Annotated in this window: 16 protein-coding genes; 9 read left to right on the top strand and 7 right to left on the bottom strand. The window is 54.7% G+C overall.

Going from position 1 to position 21984, the window contains the following annotated elements:
• Positions 1–176: 176 nt before the first annotated feature.
• Together C162_RS33975 and C162_RS01490 are read right to left on the bottom strand one after the other, a co-directional pair.
• A complete protein-coding gene (locus C162_RS33975) occupies positions 177–1178 on the bottom strand; it encodes a VanZ family protein (RefSeq protein WP_051493132.1) in 1002 nt (333 codons plus the stop codon).
• Positions 1179–2039: 861 nt separating this feature from the next.
• A complete protein-coding gene (locus tag C162_RS01490) occupies positions 2040–2387 on the bottom strand; it encodes a DUF3221 domain-containing protein (RefSeq protein ID WP_036690516.1) in 348 nt (115 codons plus the stop codon).
• Between the two features lie 291 nt (positions 2388–2678).
• Here C162_RS01490 and C162_RS01485 point away from each other — a divergent pair, with 291 nt between their 5' ends.
• Genes C162_RS01485 through C162_RS01475 form a run of 3 tightly spaced genes read left to right on the top strand, consistent with a single transcriptional unit; the run spans position 2679 to position 4604 of the window.
• A complete protein-coding gene (locus tag C162_RS01485) occupies positions 2679–2876 on the top strand; it encodes a hypothetical protein (RefSeq protein WP_372238046.1) in 198 nt (65 codons plus the stop codon).
• Positions 2869–4128 (top strand): DNA polymerase IV, encoded by a 1260-nt coding sequence (locus C162_RS01480; protein WP_036690513.1) that lies wholly within the window; start codon positions 2869–2871, stop codon positions 4126–4128. Before C162_RS01485 ends, C162_RS01480 begins: the two co-directional genes overlap by 8 nt.
• On the top strand, positions 4125–4604 hold the full coding sequence (locus tag C162_RS01475; RefSeq protein ID WP_036690511.1) for a hypothetical protein: 480 nt from the start codon (positions 4125–4127) through the stop codon (positions 4602–4604). Before C162_RS01480 ends, C162_RS01475 begins: the two co-directional genes overlap by 4 nt.
• Before the next feature lie 6 nt (positions 4605–4610).
• On the opposite strand, the gene C162_RS01470 is transcribed toward C162_RS01475, so the two are convergent.
• The 3 genes from C162_RS01470 to C162_RS01460 form a co-directional block, all read right to left on the bottom strand.
• The gene (locus tag C162_RS01470) at positions 4611–5015 is read right to left on the bottom strand and encodes a GNAT family N-acetyltransferase (protein WP_036690510.1); all 405 of its coding nucleotides are present in this window, start codon (positions 5013–5015) and stop codon (positions 4611–4613) included.
• A 158-nt stretch (positions 5016–5173) separates the two neighbouring features.
• Complete coding sequence (locus tag C162_RS01465) at positions 5174–6988, bottom strand: alpha-glycosidase (protein WP_084648773.1); 1815 nt, start codon at positions 6986–6988, stop codon at positions 5174–5176.
• A 110-nt stretch (positions 6989–7098) separates the two neighbouring features.
• On the bottom strand, positions 7099–7797 hold the full coding sequence (locus C162_RS01460) for an SOS response-associated peptidase (RefSeq protein ID WP_036690508.1): 699 nt from the start codon (positions 7795–7797) through the stop codon (positions 7099–7101).
• A 102-nt stretch (positions 7798–7899) separates the two neighbouring features.
• Between C162_RS01460 and C162_RS01455 the strand changes: the two genes are divergently transcribed.
• The 6 genes from C162_RS01455 (at position 7900) to C162_RS01430 (ending at position 18587) form a co-directional block, all read left to right on the top strand.
• Positions 7900–8370, top strand: coding sequence for a DUF523 domain-containing protein (locus C162_RS01455; protein ID WP_036690506.1), 471 nt, complete (start codon positions 7900–7902; stop codon positions 8368–8370).
• Between the two features lie 131 nt (positions 8371–8501).
• Complete coding sequence (locus C162_RS01450) at positions 8502–9653, top strand: cysteine desulfurase family protein (RefSeq protein ID WP_036690505.1); 1152 nt, start codon at positions 8502–8504, stop codon at positions 9651–9653.
• Between the two features lie 88 nt (positions 9654–9741).
• The gene (locus tag C162_RS01445) at positions 9742–10263 is read left to right on the top strand and encodes a PRC-barrel domain-containing protein (RefSeq protein WP_036690503.1); all 522 of its coding nucleotides are present in this window, start codon (positions 9742–9744) and stop codon (positions 10261–10263) included.
• Between the two features lie 14 nt (positions 10264–10277).
• On the top strand, positions 10278–10487 hold the full coding sequence (locus tag C162_RS01440; protein WP_036690502.1) for a hypothetical protein: 210 nt from the start codon (positions 10278–10280) through the stop codon (positions 10485–10487).
• Between the two features lie 379 nt (positions 10488–10866).
• Positions 10867–15417 carry a carbohydrate binding domain-containing protein gene (locus C162_RS01435; protein ID WP_036690500.1) on the top strand — a complete coding sequence of 1517 codons (4551 nt, stop codon included), beginning with the start codon at positions 10867–10869 and terminating at the stop codon, positions 15415–15417.
• Positions 15418–15617: 200 nt separating this feature from the next.
• Positions 15618–18587, top strand: coding sequence for a GH36-type glycosyl hydrolase domain-containing protein (locus C162_RS01430; RefSeq protein WP_200869159.1), 2970 nt, complete (start codon positions 15618–15620; stop codon positions 18585–18587).
• A gap of 9 nt (positions 18588–18596) precedes the next feature.
• Here the strand turns inward: C162_RS01430 and C162_RS01425 are convergent, their stop codons facing one another.
• A complete protein-coding gene (locus C162_RS01425; protein WP_036690498.1) occupies positions 18597–20204 on the bottom strand; it encodes a response regulator in 1608 nt (535 codons plus the stop codon).
• A complete protein-coding gene (locus C162_RS01420) occupies positions 20182–21930 on the bottom strand; it encodes a sensor histidine kinase (RefSeq protein ID WP_051493131.1) in 1749 nt (582 codons plus the stop codon). The genes C162_RS01425 and C162_RS01420 overlap by 23 nt, the downstream gene beginning before the upstream one ends.
• Positions 21931–21984: the final 54 nt, after the last annotated feature.

The raw sequence follows: 21984 nt of genomic DNA, 5'->3' as shown, positions 1-21984 counted from the left end.
AAAAGTTGCTTTTTCAATTTCTTTCCCCCTAATTCTGATACATATATCAAAATCTACTTTATCAGAATTGGGGAATATTTACTATGGCATTATGTTCTCCCCGCAATGTCTATCAGTAACTGATTGAGCTTGCTTTCAGGGACGCAGGAACTATTTGGCTAGCGGGTCTATTTATTTTATCCCCCGCCCAGCAGCCGGTGAAGCCGTGCTGCCAGCTTTTGGCCGATATTGGCCTCAACGAGCGTAAGGTCCCACAATACCGCATGGGTTCGAGGGTCGGCAGCATCGGTTTTGACTGTAAGGGTCAGCTCCTGTTTGCCTTCAACTGAAACCTGAAAAGACAGCGGCTGATTCTCGCCTGGTGCGATATTCACATCCAGGGAGTAAAGCTCTTCTCCGTCGGCGCTGATCATGACGCTGCTGGTGCCGCTGCCCTTAGCAGGTATAGCATCGTTAGGGACGCCAAAATTCCCGGCTAACTCCTTATACTGTCCATCCAGGCGCAGGGAGAACTCGTGGAGTCCCGGATGATCAGGGCTATAAAGATTAACCGCCGGTTCAATCTGCTCCTGCGCTACAGTGAAGCTGCTAAGCGTTTCTTCCCACCGTATTTCTCCCTGCTCAATAGGGAGCTGGTCCAGCGCTCGGATCTCCCCGCGGCCATGATCCAGATAATAGTTGATACCGCTCACGGCGGAGTAGACGATTAACGTCAAGATAGCGACTGATGACAGGAGCTTGAGCACACCTCTTGGGGTTGTCCGGTCGCGGCGGATCAGCCGCTGGGCACCGTAGCCGACAGTCGCGCCGAGCGTATTAATGACGATATCGTTGATATCGAACGAACCCAAATGCGTTACCATCTGAATCAGCTCAACTCCCGTAATGGCTGCTAAGAAGACTAAGAAGAACGGCAGGAAACGGCAACGGATCAGCAGCGGGATGACGAGGCCGAACGGTACGAAGGCCAGATAGTTACCCAGATCGAAGACCCATAGATTCAAATAACCACCACCTGGAAAATGCAGCGGAATTCCGTCAAAGGTCAGTTGATACCTGAGGCCTGTCTCCGGCAGAGCTGTTGAGCGGTTGAAGCCGGCAAACAAGAAAAATAAAGTAAGGATCGTGTAGAGACCTAAACCGATCCAGATGGCGGTCCTCGTTTTGCCTTGGAACATGATGTTTGACCTCTCTTTATCCTTAGTTTAGTCTCCCTTGCAGGGATAATATAGGAAGTACTTTATACCGGGATAACCAGCCAATTTTTAATGTAGGAGCAAGCGGATTTGCTATACTCGCAATACAGCCGGTTACGATCTCGTATTTGGATTTAAATGTTCCAGGCGGTTATCATGCTTATTCTTTGGGGGCAGCTAATAACAGCACCAATATTCTGCTCAATACTGCCAGCATTACCGGCCCGTGACCTTTTCAGGCGTTTCGACTGGGTAAAAGGGCAAAAAACCTGTCAGCTGCCTTAATTGGCAGGAGGTTTTTTTATACTATATCAATCCATTCATCCTCTGTTCTCCTTGACCAGTGGCCTTTTTTACAGCATTCCATTGTACAAAATGCAGTTACTATCGTTCCAGTGCTTCGTTAAGGTCCGATAATGGTCATATTCACAAGTTAAAATTACTTTAACTAATCGCTTGCTGAGGGTTTGCCGCGCCCCGATTAGGGTGCAAGGGACCGGCTTAATTGTAATCTGTACAACTAAATCGCCGGATGTGCTACCGAATCTCTGTTTAGCTGTATTTCGTGCAATTAAAATGTCTCTATACCTGGATTTTCGCCCATCGTGGCAGATTTAGTTGTACAGAATACAGTTAGAACAGGAAAGTCTTCCGTTTCACTGTTTTTAGTTGTACAGAATACACTTATCTCTGATGGTTCGCTACAATCTGGATGCATTCTTTACTCCATCCAAATATGAGCTCCTCCGTCCGTTACACTGAGTCCTCTAACGATGAATGTCTCTTTCATTCAGCATGACCGCAGGCCCGAATAGAGCAGTTCGGGACCCTTGCTTGTAGGCTTCACTGCTCAATTTTTGATTTTACAATTTTGTTAGCGGTAACTTGTGCCGGAAATGAATCATCACTTGTTTGATAGAACACTTCAATCTCTTCACCTTTTTTATATTTAGAAGGTGAAACTTCATTTACCCAAATGGCTTGAGAGTACATATTAGTTTCTAGAACCTCCTTGTAATTCTTACTCAAATCTTCTTCTTTTAATTGAGCAATGACTAGAATCCTTTTATTGTCTACATCTACTGTGTGTACAGTTCCCTTAAAAACAGTGTCATCCTTACTGCAGGCAGTAACTACTAACAAGAACATAAAAATAAGAGCCCATTTAGAGATAGTTGTTTTTGGTAGCATGGACCCTCTCCTTTGAAGGATTAATCGGTTGATACAGTTGTAATCTCCGCTAGCGTTAATATGAATTTTACCGCCTTATGGGTTTAAGTTCCAGCTAAGAAACATGGTGAATTCCCTGTTTGTTCTAGAAATTCTTGCCCTTTAATTTCTCTTCCCGGTTCTAATTATCCCCTCAGTTGCATATACTGTTTCGAAACAAGAACATCTGTTCTATTTTACCATTGCTTAAAAATCTTAATCCTGGTTATAATACAAACAAATGTTCTTACTTGAGCCCGGAGGCGATTAATCATGAAGATGAGCATCGGCCAAACTATAGAGATGATATATCTGGACCAAGCGGGGAAGATTACGCAGCGGACCATTGAGGTGCGCGGGATTCGGGACGGCCGGATTCGTGCCACCTGTCTGAGCACCGGCCAGCCCCGCGTATTCCTGACCGCGGGCATCCTGTCATGGCATCCGGCACGGGGGCGGAGGTATGCCTAAGGACCGGATCATTCTGCTCTCTGACTGCCAGTCTTTCTATGCCAGCGTGGAGAAGGCCGCCCATCCCGAATATGCGGATCAGCCTGTCGCTGTGGGTGATCCGTCGCGGATGAACGGGATTGTCCTGGCCGCTTGCCCCCTTGCGAAATCCTATGGCGTAACTACCGCATCACGCGTGGGGGAAGCCCTGACGAAATGCCGGGAGCTCGTGGTTATCCGGCCGCGGATGGGGACATATATTCAGGTCTCGCTGCTGATCTCCGAGATCTACCAAGGGTATACCGATCTTGTAGAGGCGTTCAGCATCGATGAGCAGTTCCTGGATGTGACCGGCTCTCTGCGCGTGTTCGGAGGAGATCTTCCGGAGATGATTAACTCGATCCAGCAGCATGTTCTGTTATCTACCGGAGTGTGGACCCGGGTGGGCATCGGCCCGTCCAAAATCCTCGCCAAAATGGCCAATAACCTCGCCAAGAAGAAGGCGGGCGGAACCTTCCGGCTGGATTACGATAATCTGGAGACAGAGCTATGGCCGCGCCCGGTGCATGAAATGTTCATGGTGGCGGGCCGGATGACCAAGAATTTCTACCGTATGGGCATTACGACCATTGGAGATATTGCCCGGATGGAGCTGGGCGAGCTGAAGCGGAGAATGCGCAGCACTCTGGGCAAGCAGAGCGATATTCAAGCGGAATATTATTGGCAGACCGCACGCGGCATCGATCCCAGCCCGGTGGTGACCGGGATACGCCAGGAGATGAAGTCTGTCGGCCACGGAAAAGCGCTGCGCTGGAATCTGTATACCCGGCTGCCGGAGATAGAGGTGGTGCTGCTGGAGCTGGTGATCGAGGTCTGCCGGCGGGCGCGGAAGTACCGGTACATGGGAACGGTGGTGTCCGTTGCGGTAGTAGAGACAGATGGCAACACCTCGAATGCCTACAGCCGGCAGACGACACTGCCGGAGCCTTCGTCGTTAACCCATGAGGTGGCAGCAGCAGCCTACCGTCTGTTCGTGGATCATTGGAGCGGCCTGCCGATAAGCCGGTTGACTATCTCTATATCCCAGCTGACGGATGACAGTGTGATGCAGCTGACCTTGTTCGACGACCGGATGCGGAGCAGTAACAGAGAACGGGCGATCGATCAGATCAAGAACCGGTACGGAAGCGGGGCGCTGATCCGCGCGTCTTCTTTGCTGGAGTCTGGGGTTGCTCTGGAACGGGCGCAGCAGATTGGGGGGCATTATAAATGAGCAAGCTAGACGGAAACGAACGGTGGAAATCCAAAATGTTAATGACAGAGCATGTCCAGCAGTATGAACAGAAGCAGGGGACAGAGGGCAGGAAAATGATTACGGTAGAGGAGCGGACGATGGTGCGTGACCTCATCCTGCTGCCTTACCTGGATACGATGGTCAGTAAAAGCCTGAAGGAGCTTGAGCTGTCGAGCAGCATTCTCAAAAGGGCTTTCATGATCGCCGGCCAGGCGATTCAGCAGCGTATAATGGAGGATACCTACCAGCTGCAGAAAGAGCTGAAGCAGCATAATATCCGGGTGCTGGCAGATGAGCAAGAGGAGTTCCTGGTATACTACAAGATCTTTTGCCGGGGCTATCAGGAACGCTTCGGACTTACGCGGGATGTGATGCGCACCGAGATCAGCCTGCGGCTGACCAGGTACACAGCGGAGCTTGGAGCCGGTCTGAAAAACCAGCATTTGAGCAGTTAGTATCAGCTACAGCGCTTTGGTGAAGAAAATCTCCAGCGGCTCATTGTCCGGCAGCAGGCAGCCTGAGTCCCGGTAGCCCAGTTTCCGGTAGAAATGCTGGGCCTCTTCATTGGCCATCGAGGAGGTCATGACCTGCTTGTGGCCCATGGCCTGCATCGCTTGCTCCCAGTGCTGCACCGCCTGTCTGCCGAAGCCTGCGCTGCGATAAGGCTCATCAATCCACAGCAGATTCATGAAGGGGATCTGGTCCCAGAAATAGCCGTAACGCAGCCAGCCAATGTCCAGCCCGTCCTTGCTCAGAATGTAAATCTCCTGCTGGTTTATTTTAGGGAGAAGAAGTGAGTTCAGGACATGATGGTCACGGCTTGCGAGATAATCATAATCGGCTTCGGTTGCAATTCTAATGTTCATGCGGCGGCTCTCCTGTCATTGTATAGGGTGTGAGGAACGTGTGTGAAGAACGATTTACAAAAGTATATCACCTCTGGTAGCCAGGTTCAGTGTAGCAAACGGCTATAAGCAAACAAGCCCCTTCCCGGGGCTTGTCTTTGTCTATCCTATAATAGTTCTCAGGCTTCGCCGCCAGCTTGTCCGCTATACAGAATGCGGTATCCCAGCGGCTCCAGCGTCATGCGGATTTTCTCCCCATCCTGCTCTACAGGCTCGCCGCTCAAGGCATCCTGCCAAGCTCCGCCGCCCAGTGATTGCGTCAGCGTCAGCCGTTCGGCAGAGTTGTTCATCCAGACCGCGAAGCGGGTGTGCTCATTCCAGCGTTCATACACCATACCCGGGCTGCCCGGATCACTCAGCAGGAAGCGGAACTGGCCGGTGCGCAGCACCTCGTGCTTTTTGCGCAGGGCAATGAGGCTCTGATAAAAGCGCAGCAGCTCCCGGTCCTGCCGGTCCTCTTCCCAGATCATGCATTTGCGGCAATCCGGGTCATCCCCGCCTGTAATTCCGATCTCATCTCCATAGAAAATACACGGCGTACCGGTGAACGTGAAGAGGAAGGTGATGGCCAGCTTCAGCCGCTGCTTGTCTCCGCCCAGCCGGGTGAGCACTCTCGGGGTATCATGGCTTGCCAGGAGATTGAACAGCACTTCATTCGCCTGCCGGGGATAGCGCATGAGCAGCCCGTAGATCTGCGCGGCGAAGGTGTCCACATCCATGTCGTTGTCCGCGCCGAAGAACTTCAGCAGCCGGTCAGAGAAGGGATAGTTCATCACCGAATCGAACTGATCGCCCTGCAGCCAGCTGAGGGAGTCGCTCCACACCTCGCCAATGATGAACGCTTCCGGGTTAATCTCTTTGACCGCCTTGCGGAAATCCCGCCAGAACACATGGTCTACCTCATTAGCGACATCCAGCCGCCAGCCGTCGATATGTACCTCCTTGAGCCAGAACTTGGTGATATCGAGCAGATAATCTCTGGCTTCCGGGTTGGCAGTGTTGAGCTTGGGCATTCCGCTGAAGAAGCCGAAGGTATCATAGTTGGCCTTGCCGTCTACCACCTGAACAGGATAATCATGGATATGGAACCAGCCTGCATATTTGGAGTCCGCTCCATGCTCCAGCACATCCTTGAACGGTGCGAACTCGGAGCTTGTATGATTGAAGACGGCATCGAAGACCACCTTAAGCCCTTTGGAATGGGCCAGGTCCACCAGTTGCTTGAGCTTATTGAGATCCCCGAAGTTTGCATCGACCGTTCCATAGTCAACGGTGTCATATTTATGGTTGCTGGGAGCCTGGAAGATCGGGGTCAGATACAGCGCCGTTACGCCAAGCTCCACAATATAATCCAGATGATCAATCATCCCCTGCAAATCACCGCCAAAATAGCTGTCGTAGGTGGGGTGTGCCCCCCATTCGAGCGTCCCTTCGGGGTCATTCGCCGGATCACCGTTAGCGAACCGGTCCGGCATGATCTGATAGAAGACCGCAGATTTCGCCCATTCGGGAACCTGCAGCAGGTCGGCCTCGTGGAGATAAGGCATTTCGTAGTAGCCTCCAGCAGGCGCAGGCAGCCCGTCTGTAAAGAAGCCGGATTCTAGCATCCATACCGTCTCCTGACCGGTTTCCAGCCGGAAGCCGTAGGAGAAACGTTTGAACTCGGGGAAGATCTCTGCTTCCCAGTAATCGAAGAAGCTGTCAGTAGCCACCTTGCGCATGTTCAGTTCCTGATGATGCTGCTCCCAGTCGTATTTGTCGCCAATCAGGGCAAAGACCCGGTCTACGTTGTTTTTTTTGCTGCGGATTCTTAAATGGAAGGTATCCTTGTCATACGCATACGCCCATCGTCCCTGCGTTGAATGATAGAGACATTCCAGCTCGATGGAGGAGGCGGATGAGGGGTGGGACACTGCTTGTCTGCTGAGAGCCATATGAAATTCCTCCTGGGATTTGTATTGTAGATGGATATTATGAGATATGAGCTTTAGTTAATACCCTGGGACCGGAGGTTTCAAACAGCAGATATTCGTCTTGAGAGTGGTTAAAATAGGGTGCCCTGCACCGGCTCCGGCCCAGCTCTGCGGATCAGCTCCGGGTAGTCACTCCGGACATCGCCTACGGCTGCGGAGACGGGATAGGCCAGCATTTGCTCCGCATCGTAAGGCCGCAGCAGCTTCATCAGGGCGGAAATATTCCGGTTGCTGCGCTCCAGCCACTGCGCTTCCCCGTCCGCATCCAGAATGACCGGCATCCGGTCATGGATGTCTTTCATGAGAGTGTTCGGGGCGGTGGTGATGATCGTGCAGGTGGAGATTCTGCCGCCGTCCGGACCGGTCCAGATATCATATAGAGCAGCCATGGAGAACAGCTTCCCGTCCCGCATCGTGATCCGCAGCGGCTGCTTGCCGCCTTCCTGGACCTTCCAGTCATAGAAGCCGTCTGCGGGAATAACACAGCGGCGGGAGGCCACCAGCCCTTTGAACGAAGCCTTCTCCAGCAGAGTCTCACTGCGGGCATTGATTAGCTTGGCAGCGTTCTTGTCCTCCTTGGACCAGGAAGGGAGCAGTCCCCAGCGTAGTTCTCCGAGCTTATTCTGTATGCCGTCATGAATAACCGCAGCAATATACTGCATCGGAGCCGCGTTATACCTCGGTGCATATTGGATGAGCGGATGCTCCCGGATGAAGTACTTGGCGATCAGCTCCTCCAGCGTTACCGTGATCGTATATCTTCCGCACATGTTCTCTATGCCTCCCTGGATCGTTAATGGTTTACAGACCGGACAGCTTGTCTTAGCATTATATAAGATGAGACTGAGGATTGCGAAGGGGGACGGCGGGCAATGATTATCGTAAGCTCCTGCCTGGCAGGAATGAAGGTCAGATATAATGGAACGGATTGTCTGGAGCAGGGCATCCGGCAGTTGCTGGACAGCCGGCAGGCGGTTGCTGTATGTCCCGAGCTGCTGGGCGGCCTCTCTACCCCGAGAGAACCGGCAGAGATTATAGGCGGCAGCGGCAGAGATGTGCTGGAGGGGCAGGCCCGGGTGGTTGACAGAACAGGGAATGATGTAACAGCAATGTATGTAGAGGGTGCTTATGCTGCGCTGGAGCAGGTACGGAGCTTAGCTGCCACGCTTGTTGTCCTTAAGGAGAATAGCCCTTCCTGCGGCAGCTCCAGGATCTATAACGGAGAATTTGCCGGCATGAAAATCCCTGGAGAAGGCGTGACCACAGCTCTCCTGCGGCTGCATGGTATTGAAGTGATCTCCGAGGAGCAGCTCGCGGCGCGGTTGCCGGGAATAGAGGGCTGATCCGGGGTACTGGCCATGGACAAATGTTACAATATTGTGTTTATTAACAGGTGGTAAAACAGGCAGTTCAGCAGTATAATCTAGTAGTCCTGTAAGAAAATCCTGAATTTCAAGAAGCGGAGAATTTCGTTATGAAACCCATCTATTTGGACCACGCCGCCTCAACACCGGTTCATCCGGAGGTGGCAGCGGTTATGTATGATATGCTGTTGAACGAATACGGCAATGCGTCCAGTGTGCACCAGTTCGGACGGTCTGCCAAGAGAATTATAAATGGGGCGCGCGACAGAATCGCGGGCTTTTTGGGCTGTTCCCCTGAGGAGTGGGTCTTCACCAGCGGCGGCACGGAGAGCGATAATCTCGCGCTGTTCGGCGCAGCCTATGCTTCTGCTTCCAAGGGTAGACATATCATTACTACAGCGGCCGAGCATCATGCAGTGCTGCATACCTGCGCGGAGCTGGAAGGCCAGGGCTTCGAGGTCACCTATCTTCCTGTGGATTCTACCGGACGTGTCTCTCTGGAGGATGTGGAATCGGCTCTGCGCGAGGATACAGTACTGATTAGCATAATGTATGTGAATAATGAAGTGGGAACTGTACAGCCTATAGAAGAGATTGGCAGATTAGCGGCCGAACGGGGTGTGCTGGTGCATGTAGATGCTGTACAAGCTCTGGGAACATTGCCCCTGGTGCTCCGCGACCTGCCGGTCGACTATATGAGCTTCTCGGCCCACAAGATCGGAGGTCCGCAGGGAATTGGAGGCTTGTACGTCCGGCGGGGGGCGCCGCTTACGCCAATGCAGCATGGCGGACTTCAGGAGCGCGGCCGGCGGGCGGGCACGGAGAGTCTGGCTCATACCGCCGGGTTCGCCAAGGCCGTTGAGCTGGTTGTGCAAGGGCTGCCGGGTCATCATGAGCAGGCTTTGGAGCTCCGCAGCACGCTGCTGGAGGAGCTGGACAAGCAGGTCGGAGCAGAGAGCTATGTCGTCAACGGAAATGAACAACACAGAGTGCCTGGAATCCTGAATATCAGTTTTCCCGGAGCCGGGACAGATGTGCTACTGATGAACCTGGACATGGAACGGATTGCGGCGGCCAGCGGCTCAGCGTGCACCTCGGGTTCTCTGGAAATCTCGCATGTTCTCCGGGCGATGAAGCTTCCGGAAGAACTTTTGAACTCTGCGATTCGCTTTAGTACAGGTTTGGGTAATACTAATGAAGAAATGCAGGTTGTTGCCCAAAAAGTTGGAACCGTTTTGAGCCGGCTGCGTACTAGAGACTAGGCGTCCGTGCATTCTGGCAGCCGTGTAAGAGGTACTCCGGCCCATGGGAACCCGTAAGCAATACTAAGGTGAGGGGACTTGGAATACCATGAAGCTTCAAGATATGATTGGCCTCACTGTGTATGAAGTTGAAGAGGGTACTGAAGTCGGTGAAATAATCGATATCGGACTGGATTCAAACTGGAATATTACGGGTATTGAACTGGAGAGCAAATCTTTTTTCTCTAGTCATGTGAAAGTTGTGGCATGGGATAATATTGCCGCTTATGGCGAAGATGCTGTCATGATCCGCAATAAAGAGTCGATTATTAAGGTCGACGCTGACCATATATCCTACACTTTCCTCTTGGGAAAGAACAAATTGAAGGACAGGCAGGTGCTTACAACATCGGGAACGGTGCTTGGGCGGATATCGGATGTTTATTTTGACCAAAAGTTGGGAAACACAATAGTAGCGCTGGAAATCAGTGACGGGCTTGTAACTGATTTGATCGAAGGCCGCAAATGGCTGCCTTGTTCTGGAGAGATGACTATCGGAGAGGATTCTGTACTGGTTCCCGCGATGAGTGAAGAACGGCTCCAAAACGCCATTAATATTGTTAACGGATAGGTGGAATGTATTATATGAAGTGTCCAAACTGCAACTCCAAGGATATCGGCAAGATCGGCTCCCACCAGTTCTATTGCTGGGGCTGTTTCATCGAACTAACGGTCAACGGCGAGAAAATGTCGGTGTATCAGGTTGAAGAGGATGGCACGCTCAGCTCGCTTGACGATCTGTTCTCGGGTGAAGAGGTTGCACAGGATTTCCCGCAAATCCACGCCTCCTCTTGAGCATTGCCTGATTCATAACCGGCCAACAGTTACATAGATTCGCCGTGCCCAAATACCGGGCGGCTCTTGAAGCCGCCCGGTATTTGGGCTTTTTTTGAATTGAGGCTTCCCGCTGGTGTGGATAAGGAGGGGAAGTTGAATGTATGTGAAAAAAAGAACATATTGAGTAGGCGAATGGATGTGTGGGCCGGATGTAATCGAAAAACCGATTACATTGGACTCGCGCGAGCGGCGTTTACAGGGAGCTCCGGACAAAGTTGTATCTTTGTTATACGGGCTAAGGAATTGGTATGTTGTCTCCGGGATACGGACCCTATACTGAAATCGACTGGCACGAGTCCAGAATTCAACAAGGTTCTACACGAGGGGGAATGTTCAGATGTACCGCAAAGGAATATCCAAGCTTCTGATTGCCGGATTGCTGCTGTCAGGAATTCAGCTTCCGGGAACTACAGGAATAGCGCAGGCAGATAGCGGGGAGGACGCAGCAGGGCTGTCTGCAAGTACAGGACAGGTAGATGCAGCCCGGGCGGCAGGGTTCACCGATATGAAGCAGCACTGGGCTGCGGCCGCAGTGAACAGGCTGTCAGCCGCAGGAATTCTGCAGGGGGACGAGGCAGGACAATTCAGACCGGGACAAGCGGTCTCACGGGCAGAGATGGCCGCCATGATCAACCGGGTGTTCCGTTACGCGGATTCAGGCAGCACTGTATTCAGTGATGTAAGCGCTTCTTCCTGGTATGGCAAGGATGTAAGCCGGGTGAATGCCGCAGGTGTTATTCAAGGCTACGCGGACGGCCGGTTCCAGCCGGGAGCGGCTGTCACCCGCCAGGAAGCTGTAACCATGCTGAGCCGGGCGTTCATGCTGGAGGCCGGCTCCCCGGGTGCGCTGGCTGCGCAGTCTGATGCGGCAGCGGTCAGCGGCTATGCCCGGGAAGCCGTGAGTGCGATGCTGGACGCCGGTTACCTGCGCGGCGATGCGGGCGGCAAGCTGAATCCGCAGGCACAGATGACCCGGGCCGAGCTGGCCGAGCTGCTGAGCCGGATGGTCGGGTGGATCAGCTCCGGCGAGGGAAGCCAGAAGCTTGGAACGGTGTCCGGCAATGTCATTGTCAACCGGGCGAATGTGCAGCTTGATGGCGGAACCGTCAGCGGCAATCTCTACGTCACAGCCGGGGCAGGAGAAGGGGAAGTTGCCTTCTCAGACATCAAGGTGCAGGGAACGGCACATATCTCAGGAGGAGGCGACCATTCCGTGGTATTCCGCCAATCCATTCTGGGACAGATCAAGCTGAACAAGCTTACCACTCTGGTACGAATGGTACTGGAGGAGGGCAGCACCGCAGCCCGGATCGATTTGCTTAAGCCGGCGAAGGTGGAGATCGGAGCGGGCTCCCGCGCAGAGGCTGTGGTCATCGGCGCAGGCGCTGCCGGATCAGAGATCGTGAGCCGGGGGCAGATCGGCCGGCTTGAGAACCAGGCGGACCGTGTGCTGCTGAACGGTCAGGCACTCAAGACCGGCGAGACGCTTAGGGACTTGTCCGGCACGGGAGCTACAGCGCAGGCAAGTGCTAAGGCTACCTCTGCCCCGGCCCAAGTGGGCGGCGGAAATGCAGGCGGTGACACACCAGCGCCAATCTCAACACCTTCACCTGTGGCGCCGGTGCCGACAGCAATGCCTGCTGCCACACCAATCCCCACGCCGGCCCCGACTCCTCCAACCCAGAACAATCCATGGGAGCTGGTCTGGAATGACGAATTCGACGGCCAGACCATTGATGAGGGCAAATGGAATGTACAGGATACCGGCACGGTGTACAATAACGAGCTGGAATATTACCACCCGGATAATGCTTCGCTGACGACAGAGAGCGGGCAGAGCGTACTGGAGCTGGAGGCCCGGAACCAGGCTTACGGCGGGAAGAATTATACTTCAGCCAAGCTGACCTCCAAGATGAAGGGCGACTGGACCTACGGCAAATTCACCGTGCGGGCCAAGCTGCCGGTTCAGCAGGGCATGTGGCCAGCCATCTGGATGATGCCAACCGATGATGAGACGCAGTATGGACCTTGGCCGGGAAGCGGCGAGATGGACATTATGGAATTGACAGGACCGGTTGCCGGCAAGGCAGAGGCGGATCTCTATCCAAGAACGGTCCATGGCTCGATTCACTACGACATTCCGCATGCGTCCCAGACCAAAACCTATGTACTGCCGGAAGGCCAGACCTTTGCAGATGATTATCACGACTTCACGCTGGAATGGCTTCCGGGCCTGATCCGGTATTATGTGGACGATAAAATGTATTTTGAGACGAGTGACTGGGGAACGATGGCCAAAGGCCAGCCGGATTACTATACGTACCCTGCTCCGTTTGACCGGCCGTTCTATATGATTCTGAATCTGGCTGTGGGCGGCGACTGGCCGGGCAATCCGAAGGCCGACTTCAAGTCGGATAAAATGTATGTAGACTACGTACGGGTCTACAAATACAAGAACCTGGATCAATGGCCGGATGTAACAGGAAAGCGGCCGGTAGATCCAGGACTGTCGACCCCGCAGCGTCCTGCCCTGGCAGACGGGAATCAGATCTACAACGGGGACTTCAAGGGTACTGTAGCAGCCCAGGGTCAGCCGGAATATTGGGAATTGATTGAGAATGAGGGCGGAAGCGGAACCGTCTCCGTCATTGCGGATCAGGATAAGGGCAAGGCGGTGAAGGTTGCTGTCCATGAGGCCGGAACCCAGAACTACTCCATTCAGCTTGCGCAGAAGCCGCTGCTGCTGGAGCGGGGCAAAGCCTACAAGGTAACCTTCGATGCCAAAGCGGACGCAGCCCGGCCGCTGATGAGCAAGCTGACCGAATTCGGCGGCGGATGGACGGCGTATTCCGGGGAGCGCAATTTCCAGCTTACACCGGACTGGCAGCCGTATGAGTACAGCTTTACGATGACGAAGGCTTCAGACAATAATGCCCGCTTTGAGTTCAACCTGGGTCTGAACAACATCTCCGCCTACTTCGCGAATGTAAGAGTGGTAGAGACCGAAGCGCCGCCGGTAGTACGCACTCCGCTTGCTGACGGCAACCTGATCTATAACGGAGGCTTCGATCTGGGAGAAGCACGGCTTGGATATTGGAGCTTTGCCGTTAAGCAGGGCTCGGAGGCAGCGGCGAAGGCCAGTGTAACCAATACACTTGCTCTGCCGATGATGAAGCGGGAGTTCCGGGCGGACGTGCAGAAGGCCGGAGGATCGCCGGAGGATGTGACGCTGACCCAGGCAGGAATTCCAGTGTCCGCAGCAGCCGTCTACCAGCTTGCCTTCGATGCGAGATCGGCCGAGGCGCAGCCGCTTGGCATTAAGCTGGCGGGCAGCGGTGGTCAGACGGTCTATCCTGACGGAACCACCTTCACTCTGACACCGGAGTGGAAGAGCTATACAGCAGAAATTGAGCTGTCCGGCGGGTCCGGCACGGAAGCTGCGTTATCGTTCCTTCTGGGCGCGGCTGCGGGACAGACCGAGATTGACAATGTGCGTCTGGTACGGATGACCGATCCGCCAGTGCTCATGAACTACCTGCATCTGCGGGGGGACCAGTTCTGGAGAGCCTCGGGAACCGGCCTGATTCCAAGCGGTGAAGGCGGCAAGGATATCACGGATATGGATAAGGGCGACTATGTGGAATACAAGGTGGTACTGCCTCAGGCAGGCAGTATTGTTCCGGTTACCCGCGTATCCAGTGTGCTCGCGGATTCCGAGCTTACGCTGTCAGTACTGGATGCCGGCAAGCAGAATGTGGTGACGGAATCTGTCTACAGCGCGGCAGTTGGCGATACCGGAGGCCTTCAGTCTTACCGGGCGATCGTTGGAGCACCGCTAGCACTGCCTGCGGGAAGCTATTACATCCGTCTTGGCGGCAGCGGCTACAATCTGGCCTGGCTGGATCTGTCCCGCGAGCTGGTGGTGAACGGCAGCTTCAAGGACGCTTCCACTGACAACTGGACGCTGTTCAAGAAGGACTGGGAACCGGATGATCCCGGGAAGAGCACTGTAATGAAGGCTGTGTATGGAGAACTGCAGGTTAGCCTCGGTGGAACTGGAACGGAGGCTTGGCATGCACAGGTGAAGCAAGCGGGCATCCCGGTAGAGCAGGGCAAGAAATATCTGCTGCGCTTCGATGCGGATGCTTCGTTGGCCCGGGATATTAAAGCGCTGGTTCAGCGTGACGGGACTGAGGATGGCAACTGGACTCCTTATCTGGAACAGGAGCTTAGACTCAGCCAAGACGGCGGACACTATGAATATCTGTTCACTGCCCCGGCAACCGATCACGCTGCGGTGCTTCAGTTCAGTCTCGGCAAGATCACCGAAGAGCTCGGAGCGCACACGGTCAATCTGAGCAATATCTCCTTGCTTCAGGTAAGCCCGGTGCTGGACGGTGAGGCTTACGGGGAGAATCTGATTCCAAACGGCGATTTCTCAGAGCCGCTTAAGGGCTGGAGTACCTACTCCTCCGACAACGGGGAGTTAGCCATTGACAATGTGGATGGCGCACTGCAGATCAAGGTGGGTTCCACGGGAACGAACACCTGGGACCGGCAGGTCTTTTATGAGGGAGTCGCTTACAACGAAGGCAATCATTACACACTTACCTTCAAGGCCAAGGCATCGGCTGAACGCAAAATGAATATCAGCATCGGCTGGCTGGATGTTGCGGACAATTACAAATGGCACGGATATACGAGCGAAATTGTTGATCTGGGCAGTGAATATCAGGAATATACCGTAGAATTCGATGTTGTCGGAGGCAGCACCTCCATCGGCCGCATTTCTTTCGAGCTGGGGGATATCAAGGATGGCGGCACCGGGCATCTGACGGTGGACGTGGATGATATTGTGCTAACGAATAACGGAACAGCAGCACCTTGAACATGCTTTGGATTTTGTTATTCAGGCTTACGATTTGGTATTTAGACTGGACTCAGACACTTCTATAATTATTACATGGAGGACGGGCAACCGTTCTCCATGCTTGCTTCAGAACTTCCCCCAATTCTTCAGCCCAATGCGTATACATAACAGGGAATGAGTATCGTCCAACAGAAAACAGGAAAAGAGGAGAACCATTCATGATGCTGAAATTCAATACCGCAAGAGCAGCGGCTGCTTCGCCTGAGGATATTCTAAGACAGGCATTCGCAGACCGGATAGACGAGGGCGGCCGGCTAAGCGCCGTCTTCACGGATTCCCAGTGCATCGGGGCTGCTGGCGTAGCGGGCCTTCCGCTCCGGCTGCCTGCCATTCAGGAGCTGCTGAAGCTCCCGGAAGTGGCAGCGCTGCTGCCGAAGGAGGCTGGCACTTCCGCGCTGTTCACCGTGAATGATACAGGTACGGCACTATCCCTGCATATCCGCCATGCGGGAAGACAGGAACAGACAATAGCTATACCGGAGGCGGCTGCAAGCGCGGCGCTGGTGCAGCTTCAGGCTGCGCCGGGTTGGGCGGGTGCCCTTAACGCTGAAGGCGAGCATGTCATTGACCTGCGCTCCCCTGTTCCGGGTCCGCACTTCGCGGTCAATCTGCTGCTGGGCAACCGTCTGGAGTTCCCTCATCCGCTTCAGACTACACCGAAGAGCGTGGTAGACCGTCTTGGCGGCGGCAGCTTCCGTTCCCATGCGGCTACCCAGGTGCTGGCGACCCGCTGGGATATGCGCCAGGAGGAGAATGGCTTCCCGGCCAACCGTCAATTCTATCTGTTCGAGGACGGGAAGCAGATCTTCTATTCCGCTGATCCGGGCGGAGAAGGCATTGAATCGGCGGTCTGCCGCCATTCACAGAATGTAACCATCATCACGTACCGCCTGTCCGGCGGACTTGAGATTACACGTACTATCTTCATTCTGCCGCATGCTGAAGGTCTGCCGCTGGCGACCGAGATGCAGCGGGTTACGATTACGAACCATGGAGAGAGCAGCCGCCAGCTTCGTCTGGTGTACACGGGCATGTTCGGCTCGGCAGCACCGGGCGCTCTGTTCGAGGATGTGCTGTACAGCAATGTTATTATGCAAGGCGGCGTATTGCAGGACGCTGATGGAGCCGTAGCTGCAATCAGCCCTGACTATTACCCGGAAGGCGGGCGTCATGATCTGCGCTTCCACACGATGATTATCCACGGGGAAGACGGACCAGTGCTGCCGCGCGAATATTGCGTCAGCTACAATGAGTTCGTCGGCACCGGCTCGCTCCACCGGCCATCCGGCGCACTGAAGCTGAGCAGCATTCTGCACCGCAAGGGGCCGGGCTTCTTCGCGGTAGCGGGGGAGATTCAGGTTGCTGCCGGAGCCTCGGCAGCAGTTGACCAGCTGACGGGCCTTGTCTCCGACAAGAGCGGTGCTTCCTGGAGCGATACAGTGCTGGAGGAAGAGGTGGGTGCGCTGATCGCCCGCTTCTCAAGCCGCAGCTCGGCCGAAGAAGCCTTGGCACAATCCCTGAAGTTCGTGCGGAATTACTCCAGGTTCCTGCAGGTATCCTCCGGGGACGCGGATTTCGACCAGTTTGTGAACCGTAACCTGCCTTTTCAGGTGCTCTACCAGAGCTTTGTCTCCCGCTCCTTCTGTCAGACCCAGAAAGGCTACCGGGAGATCGGCTTCCGTGAAATTCAGGATATGTATGCCTCGATGTATTATTTCGTCGGGATGGGCCGCAGCGGCCTCGTCAAGAGCCTGCTGAAAGAATGGACCAGCATGGTATTTGAGCTGGGGTATGCGTACCACAATTTCTTCTGGGCCGGCAAAGAGCCGGGCAAATGGTCCGATGATGCGCTATGGCTGATCCAGGCTGTCTACCGTTATGTCATGCTGACCGGGGATGCGGAGTTCCTGGATGAGTCTTGTCCGGTAGCAGGCACGGAGACCGAACGGCCTGTATTCGAGACCCTGAAGGCGATTATTGTCTATTCCGGACAGATCTCGATCGGACGCCACGGCCTGCCGCTGCTCGACTTCGCAGACTGGAACGACTGTCTGAAGCTCGATGACACCTACCTGAACGGCCCGGCCAAGGAAGCACTCTACCGGAAGCAGCTGGAGGCCGGCGGTGTCTTCGGGGATTCGCTGGAGAGTGATTATTCCGAGAGCGTCATGAACGCCTTCCTGCTGAAGGTGGCGGTTGATGAATTGTCCGCCCTGGCCGCCCGCAAAGGCGAGCAGGCGTATGCAGATGAGCTGACCGGCTTCGGAGCCAAGCTGCGCGAACGCATCCAGGAGCATGCCTGGAAGGGAGATTTCTTCGCCCGTGTGCTGTTCAACCGCTATCCTAACGGAGAATATACGTATCTCGGCGCTGCCGGGGACGGGATGTCTTCCGATCCGGCGAAGGACGGCTCGTACTTCCTGAATTCGTTCAGCTGGAGCATTCTGGCGGGTTGTGCGGATGAGGATCAGATTGCAGTGATGCTGGATACCATGAAGGCGCATCTGATGACGCCTTACGGCATGAAGCTGGTCTCGCCGGTAGCGCTGGGCCGGGTATCCACGCACACGGCATCGGATGAATACTTTCCGGGTGACCGCGAGAACGGCGGCGTATTCAAGCATGCCTGCATGATGGCTGCTGCGGCTATGTTCAAGGGGGCCAAGGAAGTATCCAGCCCGGATCTGGCGGCAGAGCTCTGCCGCTTGGGCTACTGGCTGCTGGACCGTATTATGCCGTTCAAGACGATGGCTGATCCGTTTGCCGTCTGCGGGAATCCGCGGTTCTGCACCCAATACAACAACAGCGAGACTGGTGAGAACATCGGTCCGATGCTTAGCGGCACCTCGACCTGGCTCACCCTCTCGCTGATGGAAGCGCTGGGTATTGAATATACGGAGCAGGGCATAGCACTGAGTCCGGTGCTGCGGGAAGAGCAGACGGAGCTTACCTATACCTTGAAGCTGGGCAGTTCCTCCTACAGGATTCAGGTCCGCAAGCCGGAGGGCTTCCACCGCATGCAGGACGGGGCAGCCCGCCTGACGCTGGACGGCCGGGTACTGGAGGACGGATTGGTACCGGCCATAGATGACGGCTTCGCCCATGAGGTAGAGCTTATCTTCGCGTAACTGACGGAATTACAGCGCCCGGTCACGGTATTCATGCGGGGTCATCCCCGCATATTCCTTAAAGAGCTTAATGAAATAATGGGCGTTGGAGTACCCGAGCTCCGAGGAAACTTCATAAATTTTGAGCGGCGTATGGATAAGCAGATACGCCGCTTTTTCCATCTTTACCTGACTGATATAGTCGCTGATCCGCTTGCCGGTCTCCAGCTTGTACATTTTGGAGAGATAGACCGGATGCATCTGGACATGGTCGGCGATGGCCTGTAGGGAGACATAGTGCAGATTACGGTTGATATACTCATGAACCTTGCGGATCAGCACGGTCCGGCTGTTCCGCCGTTCGGAATCCGTATGCGCTCTCAGCAGAAGGATAACCTCCATGGCCCATTCCCGCAGCTTGTCCGGCGTCTGAAAGGGAGCTTGCTCCAGCAGCGGATTGCCGGCAATCTCGCTCAGCAGCTTGTTATTCTTGTGGGCGAAGTAATAGAAGGCCGTCTCCAAGTGCAGACGGGCTTCCTGGATATGCTCCAGTGAACGCTCCGGACTGTGAACCAGCTCCGAGACGATAGCGTTCAGCTTGTCTTCAATGCCCTGCCAGTTGTTCGCTTCGAACATGTGGAACAGCAGCGGGGGCTCATACAGCGGCTGGAGAATCTCCACGGGCTGGGAGCTGCTGTTATCCGTGGTATCGAGATAGATGCCGGTCTCGCTGCCGATATGCTGGCGGATGGCTGAGATGGCGGATTGATAGAGAGTATAGACCTGATCCGGGAAGTCTCCCCAGCCGGTGGTCACCACGGACAGGCCGCCTCCCATCAGGGTACTGACATGATTCTGCAGCTGATAGGCAGCCTGGGCCACCTCATTTCCAGGATTGCCGCCGTGTTCCGAATCCTCCCTGGGCTGCAGCAGGAATACGAGATAATCATGCACATCCTTGCAGGACCAGATTAGAAACCGGTCTTGGAACAGCTCCTGGGCGATATTAATGATCGCATATTCAAACAGCAGCATGCTGTGCATATCCTGGCGCCGGAAGAATTCCTCGGGACGGACCACGGCCAGACAGACCGGCAGACCGGCCCTGAACGGCAGGTCGAACTGGTCCAGCCGCTCCTGGAGCTGCGGCCCGGGCAGCTTCCGTCCCTGCAGCAGCTCCCCGAGCAGGCGATCCCGCAGGATCGGCAGATGCTCGCGGAAGGTCTGCATCGTCCGCTGGTGAGAGGACCAGGCCTCCCAGTCACTGCGCAGCTTCTCCTGCAGCTTACCAATAACCGCGATCAGCTGGTCGTTCGCTATTGGCTTAAGCAGGTAGGCGCTGGCCTGCTCTTCAATAGCCTTGCGGGCATATTCAAACTCCGCATAGCCGGTCAGCATCACCACCCGGATATGCTTCCAGCGCTTACGGATGGCGGCAATCAGCTCGGTGCCGGACAACTCCGGCATATTGATATCTGTGACTACAATATCGATGGGATAACGCTGGAGCAGCTCCAGCGCCTCATACCCGGAATAAGCTTTGTGGACTTGTCCGAAGCCCATCTCCGCCCAGGGAATCGAAATGGACAGATCATCGACCACATAGGGTTCATCGTCAACCAATAGAATTTGGTGCATCAGGTTCCTCTTTCTTCTCCATACGGAGAGTTGTTATTAGACCGCCTTCCGGTGAAGGCGCAATCATCAGGCCGGAAGCCTCGCCGTAATGTAATTTGAGGCGTTGCTGGACATTCCATAGCCCGCAGCCTCCATCCTCACGCGTGGTTTCGTTGATACGTACCTGAAGTGCTGCAATAGCTTCCTCCGTCATACCGGCACCATTGTCCTCTACGGTAATGAGAATGGCTTCCCGGGTATGGCGGCCGGTGATCCGGATGGAGCCTGGGCCGATTTTTCGCTCAATGCCATGAATGATACTATTCTCTACTAGAGGCTGAATCAGCAGCCGCGGAATGTGCAGGTCCAGCAGTTCGCTCTCCATATCCACCTCGTAGCATATACGCTGCTTCCGCAGGTTCTGGATCTTCAGGTAAGTCTCCAGCAGCTTCAGCTCATCCTGAAGGGTGGTGAGGGAATGATCGACTCTGGTAATATAGCGGTAATATTCACCCAGACTGAGTGCCATGGCCTCGACAGACTCTGTATCTCCTATGGCGGCCTTGCTCTTGATGAAGAACAGGCAGTTGTACAGGAAATGCGGATTGATCTGTGATTGAAGCTGCTTCAGGTGGGCATCCTTGGCCCGGAGCTGCTCCAGATAGACCTGCTCGATCAGCGACTGAATCTTCTCGGCCATGTCATTGAATTCCTCATTAAGCAGCGTGAACTCGGGATTGGTCCGGGTATGGATACGGGTAGACCAGCGCCCTTCCTTCATCCGGTTCAGCGAACGCAGCAGCAGGCTCACCGGACGCTGCACTTGGCGGTAGAGCTGCAAGGAGAATAGCAGGCTCATCACCAGCAGGATGGCCGATCCTGTCAGGAAGGAAGAGCGGCTGCTGCGGATCGGCTGAAGAATCTCCTTCAGCGGTGAATAATGCACGACTTGCCAGTCGATGGCCGAGGAGGGCACCGAGCTGACCAGGAAGCTGCCCTGCTTAAGGTCGAAGATGTCGGAGGTACTCTTCCCGGCTGAGATAATTAGTGCCGTGGTGACCTGCTCCGCCATCTGCCGGTCCGAACTCCGCGAGAGGATGAAGCCGAATGACGGATGGTACAAGAAGGTGTCCCCCGTGTTCTGCGACTGGTAGGCATCGAACATTCGTTCAATATTGGAGACCGGCAAATACATGGACATCAGCAGCTGTGCCTCGCGCGGCCGGCTTGTTGCCTGAGCAGGGTCTGACAAGAGCAGCCGGAAGCCTGCCTCCGCGCCGGCCCTGTCCGACGAGATATACTCCCAGCCTGCCGGAAGCGGCTTGTGCAGGACAGAGACATCGAAGGACAGCGAAGAATCCGAGCCCAAGGTCTCCCCGCTGAAGGGCTTATACAAGACAATCCGGTTCTCCCACGTACTGGAGCTGGTCTGGAGGGACAGCTTCTCGAGCACCGTCATAATCGTCTGGGCGGGATCAATAAGATGGCCCAGCTGCGTAATCTGCTCATAATCGCGGATGGTGGGATCTCTCTGCAGGGCATACATGCTGCCCGCCAGCTGGTTGATGTTGTTATCCATCTGCTGGGTCAGGAATTCCAGATGATTGAGGTCGGTGGTTTTGATCTGACTGGTAATGACTCCGACATCCTTACGGTAGGACATTCCGTAGAACAAGAGTGTGGCAGCAATCAGCGAGAGCAGGATTGCCACCATTTTAACGAACAGGTTGGGACGCCATGCCACCATAAAGATCATCCTTTTCAAGACATTTGCTGTAATATGGAGAAGTGTATCATAAGA

It is taken from the genome of Paenibacillus sp. FSL R7-269 (assembly GCF_000517865.1).
In the GTDB taxonomy this organism is placed as follows: domain Bacteria; phylum Bacillota; class Bacilli; order Paenibacillales; family Paenibacillaceae; genus Paenibacillus_AQ.
This window is presented reverse-complemented; position numbering and strand designations above follow the sequence as displayed.

What these genes read in the sequence shown, in the direction of transcription:
- C162_RS01485 (WP_372238046.1), top strand. Translation starts at nt 2,679, where the DNA reads ATGAAGATGAGCATCGGCCAAACTATAGAGATGATATATCTGGACCAA.
- C162_RS01425 (WP_036690498.1), bottom strand. Translation starts at nt 20,204, where the DNA reads ATGCACCAAATTCTATTGGTTGACGATGAACCCTATGTGGTCGATGAT.
- C162_RS01470 (WP_036690510.1), bottom strand. Translation starts at nt 5,015, where the DNA reads ATGAACATTAGAATTGCAACCGAAGCCGATTATGATTATCTCGCAAGC.
- C162_RS01435 (WP_036690500.1), top strand. Translation starts at nt 10,867, where the DNA reads ATGTACCGCAAAGGAATATCCAAGCTTCTGATTGCCGGATTGCTGCTG.
- C162_RS01450 (WP_036690505.1), top strand. Translation starts at nt 8,502, where the DNA reads ATGAAACCCATCTATTTGGACCACGCCGCCTCAACACCGGTTCATCCG.
- C162_RS01480 (WP_036690513.1), top strand. Translation starts at nt 2,869, where the DNA reads ATGCCTAAGGACCGGATCATTCTGCTCTCTGACTGCCAGTCTTTCTAT.
- C162_RS01475 (WP_036690511.1), top strand. Translation starts at nt 4,125, where the DNA reads ATGAGCAAGCTAGACGGAAACGAACGGTGGAAATCCAAAATGTTAATG.
- C162_RS01420 (WP_051493131.1), bottom strand. Translation starts at nt 21,930, where the DNA reads ATGGTGGCATGGCGTCCCAACCTGTTCGTTAAAATGGTGGCAATCCTG.
- C162_RS01460 (WP_036690508.1), bottom strand. Translation starts at nt 7,797, where the DNA reads ATGTGCGGAAGATATACGATCACGGTAACGCTGGAGGAGCTGATCGCC.
- C162_RS01445 (WP_036690503.1), top strand. Translation starts at nt 9,742, where the DNA reads ATGAAGCTTCAAGATATGATTGGCCTCACTGTGTATGAAGTTGAAGAG.
- C162_RS33975 (WP_051493132.1), bottom strand. Translation starts at nt 1,178, where the DNA reads ATGTTCCAAGGCAAAACGAGGACCGCCATCTGGATCGGTTTAGGTCTC.
- C162_RS01430 (WP_200869159.1), top strand. Translation starts at nt 15,618, where the DNA reads ATGATGCTGAAATTCAATACCGCAAGAGCAGCGGCTGCTTCGCCTGAG.
- C162_RS01465 (WP_084648773.1), bottom strand. Translation starts at nt 6,988, where the DNA reads ATGGCTCTCAGCAGACAAGCAGTGTCCCACCCCTCATCCGCCTCCTCC.
- C162_RS01455 (WP_036690506.1), top strand. Translation starts at nt 7,900, where the DNA reads ATGATTATCGTAAGCTCCTGCCTGGCAGGAATGAAGGTCAGATATAAT.
- C162_RS01490 (WP_036690516.1), bottom strand. Translation starts at nt 2,387, where the DNA reads ATGCTACCAAAAACAACTATCTCTAAATGGGCTCTTATTTTTATGTTC.
- C162_RS01440 (WP_036690502.1), top strand. Translation starts at nt 10,278, where the DNA reads ATGAAGTGTCCAAACTGCAACTCCAAGGATATCGGCAAGATCGGCTCC.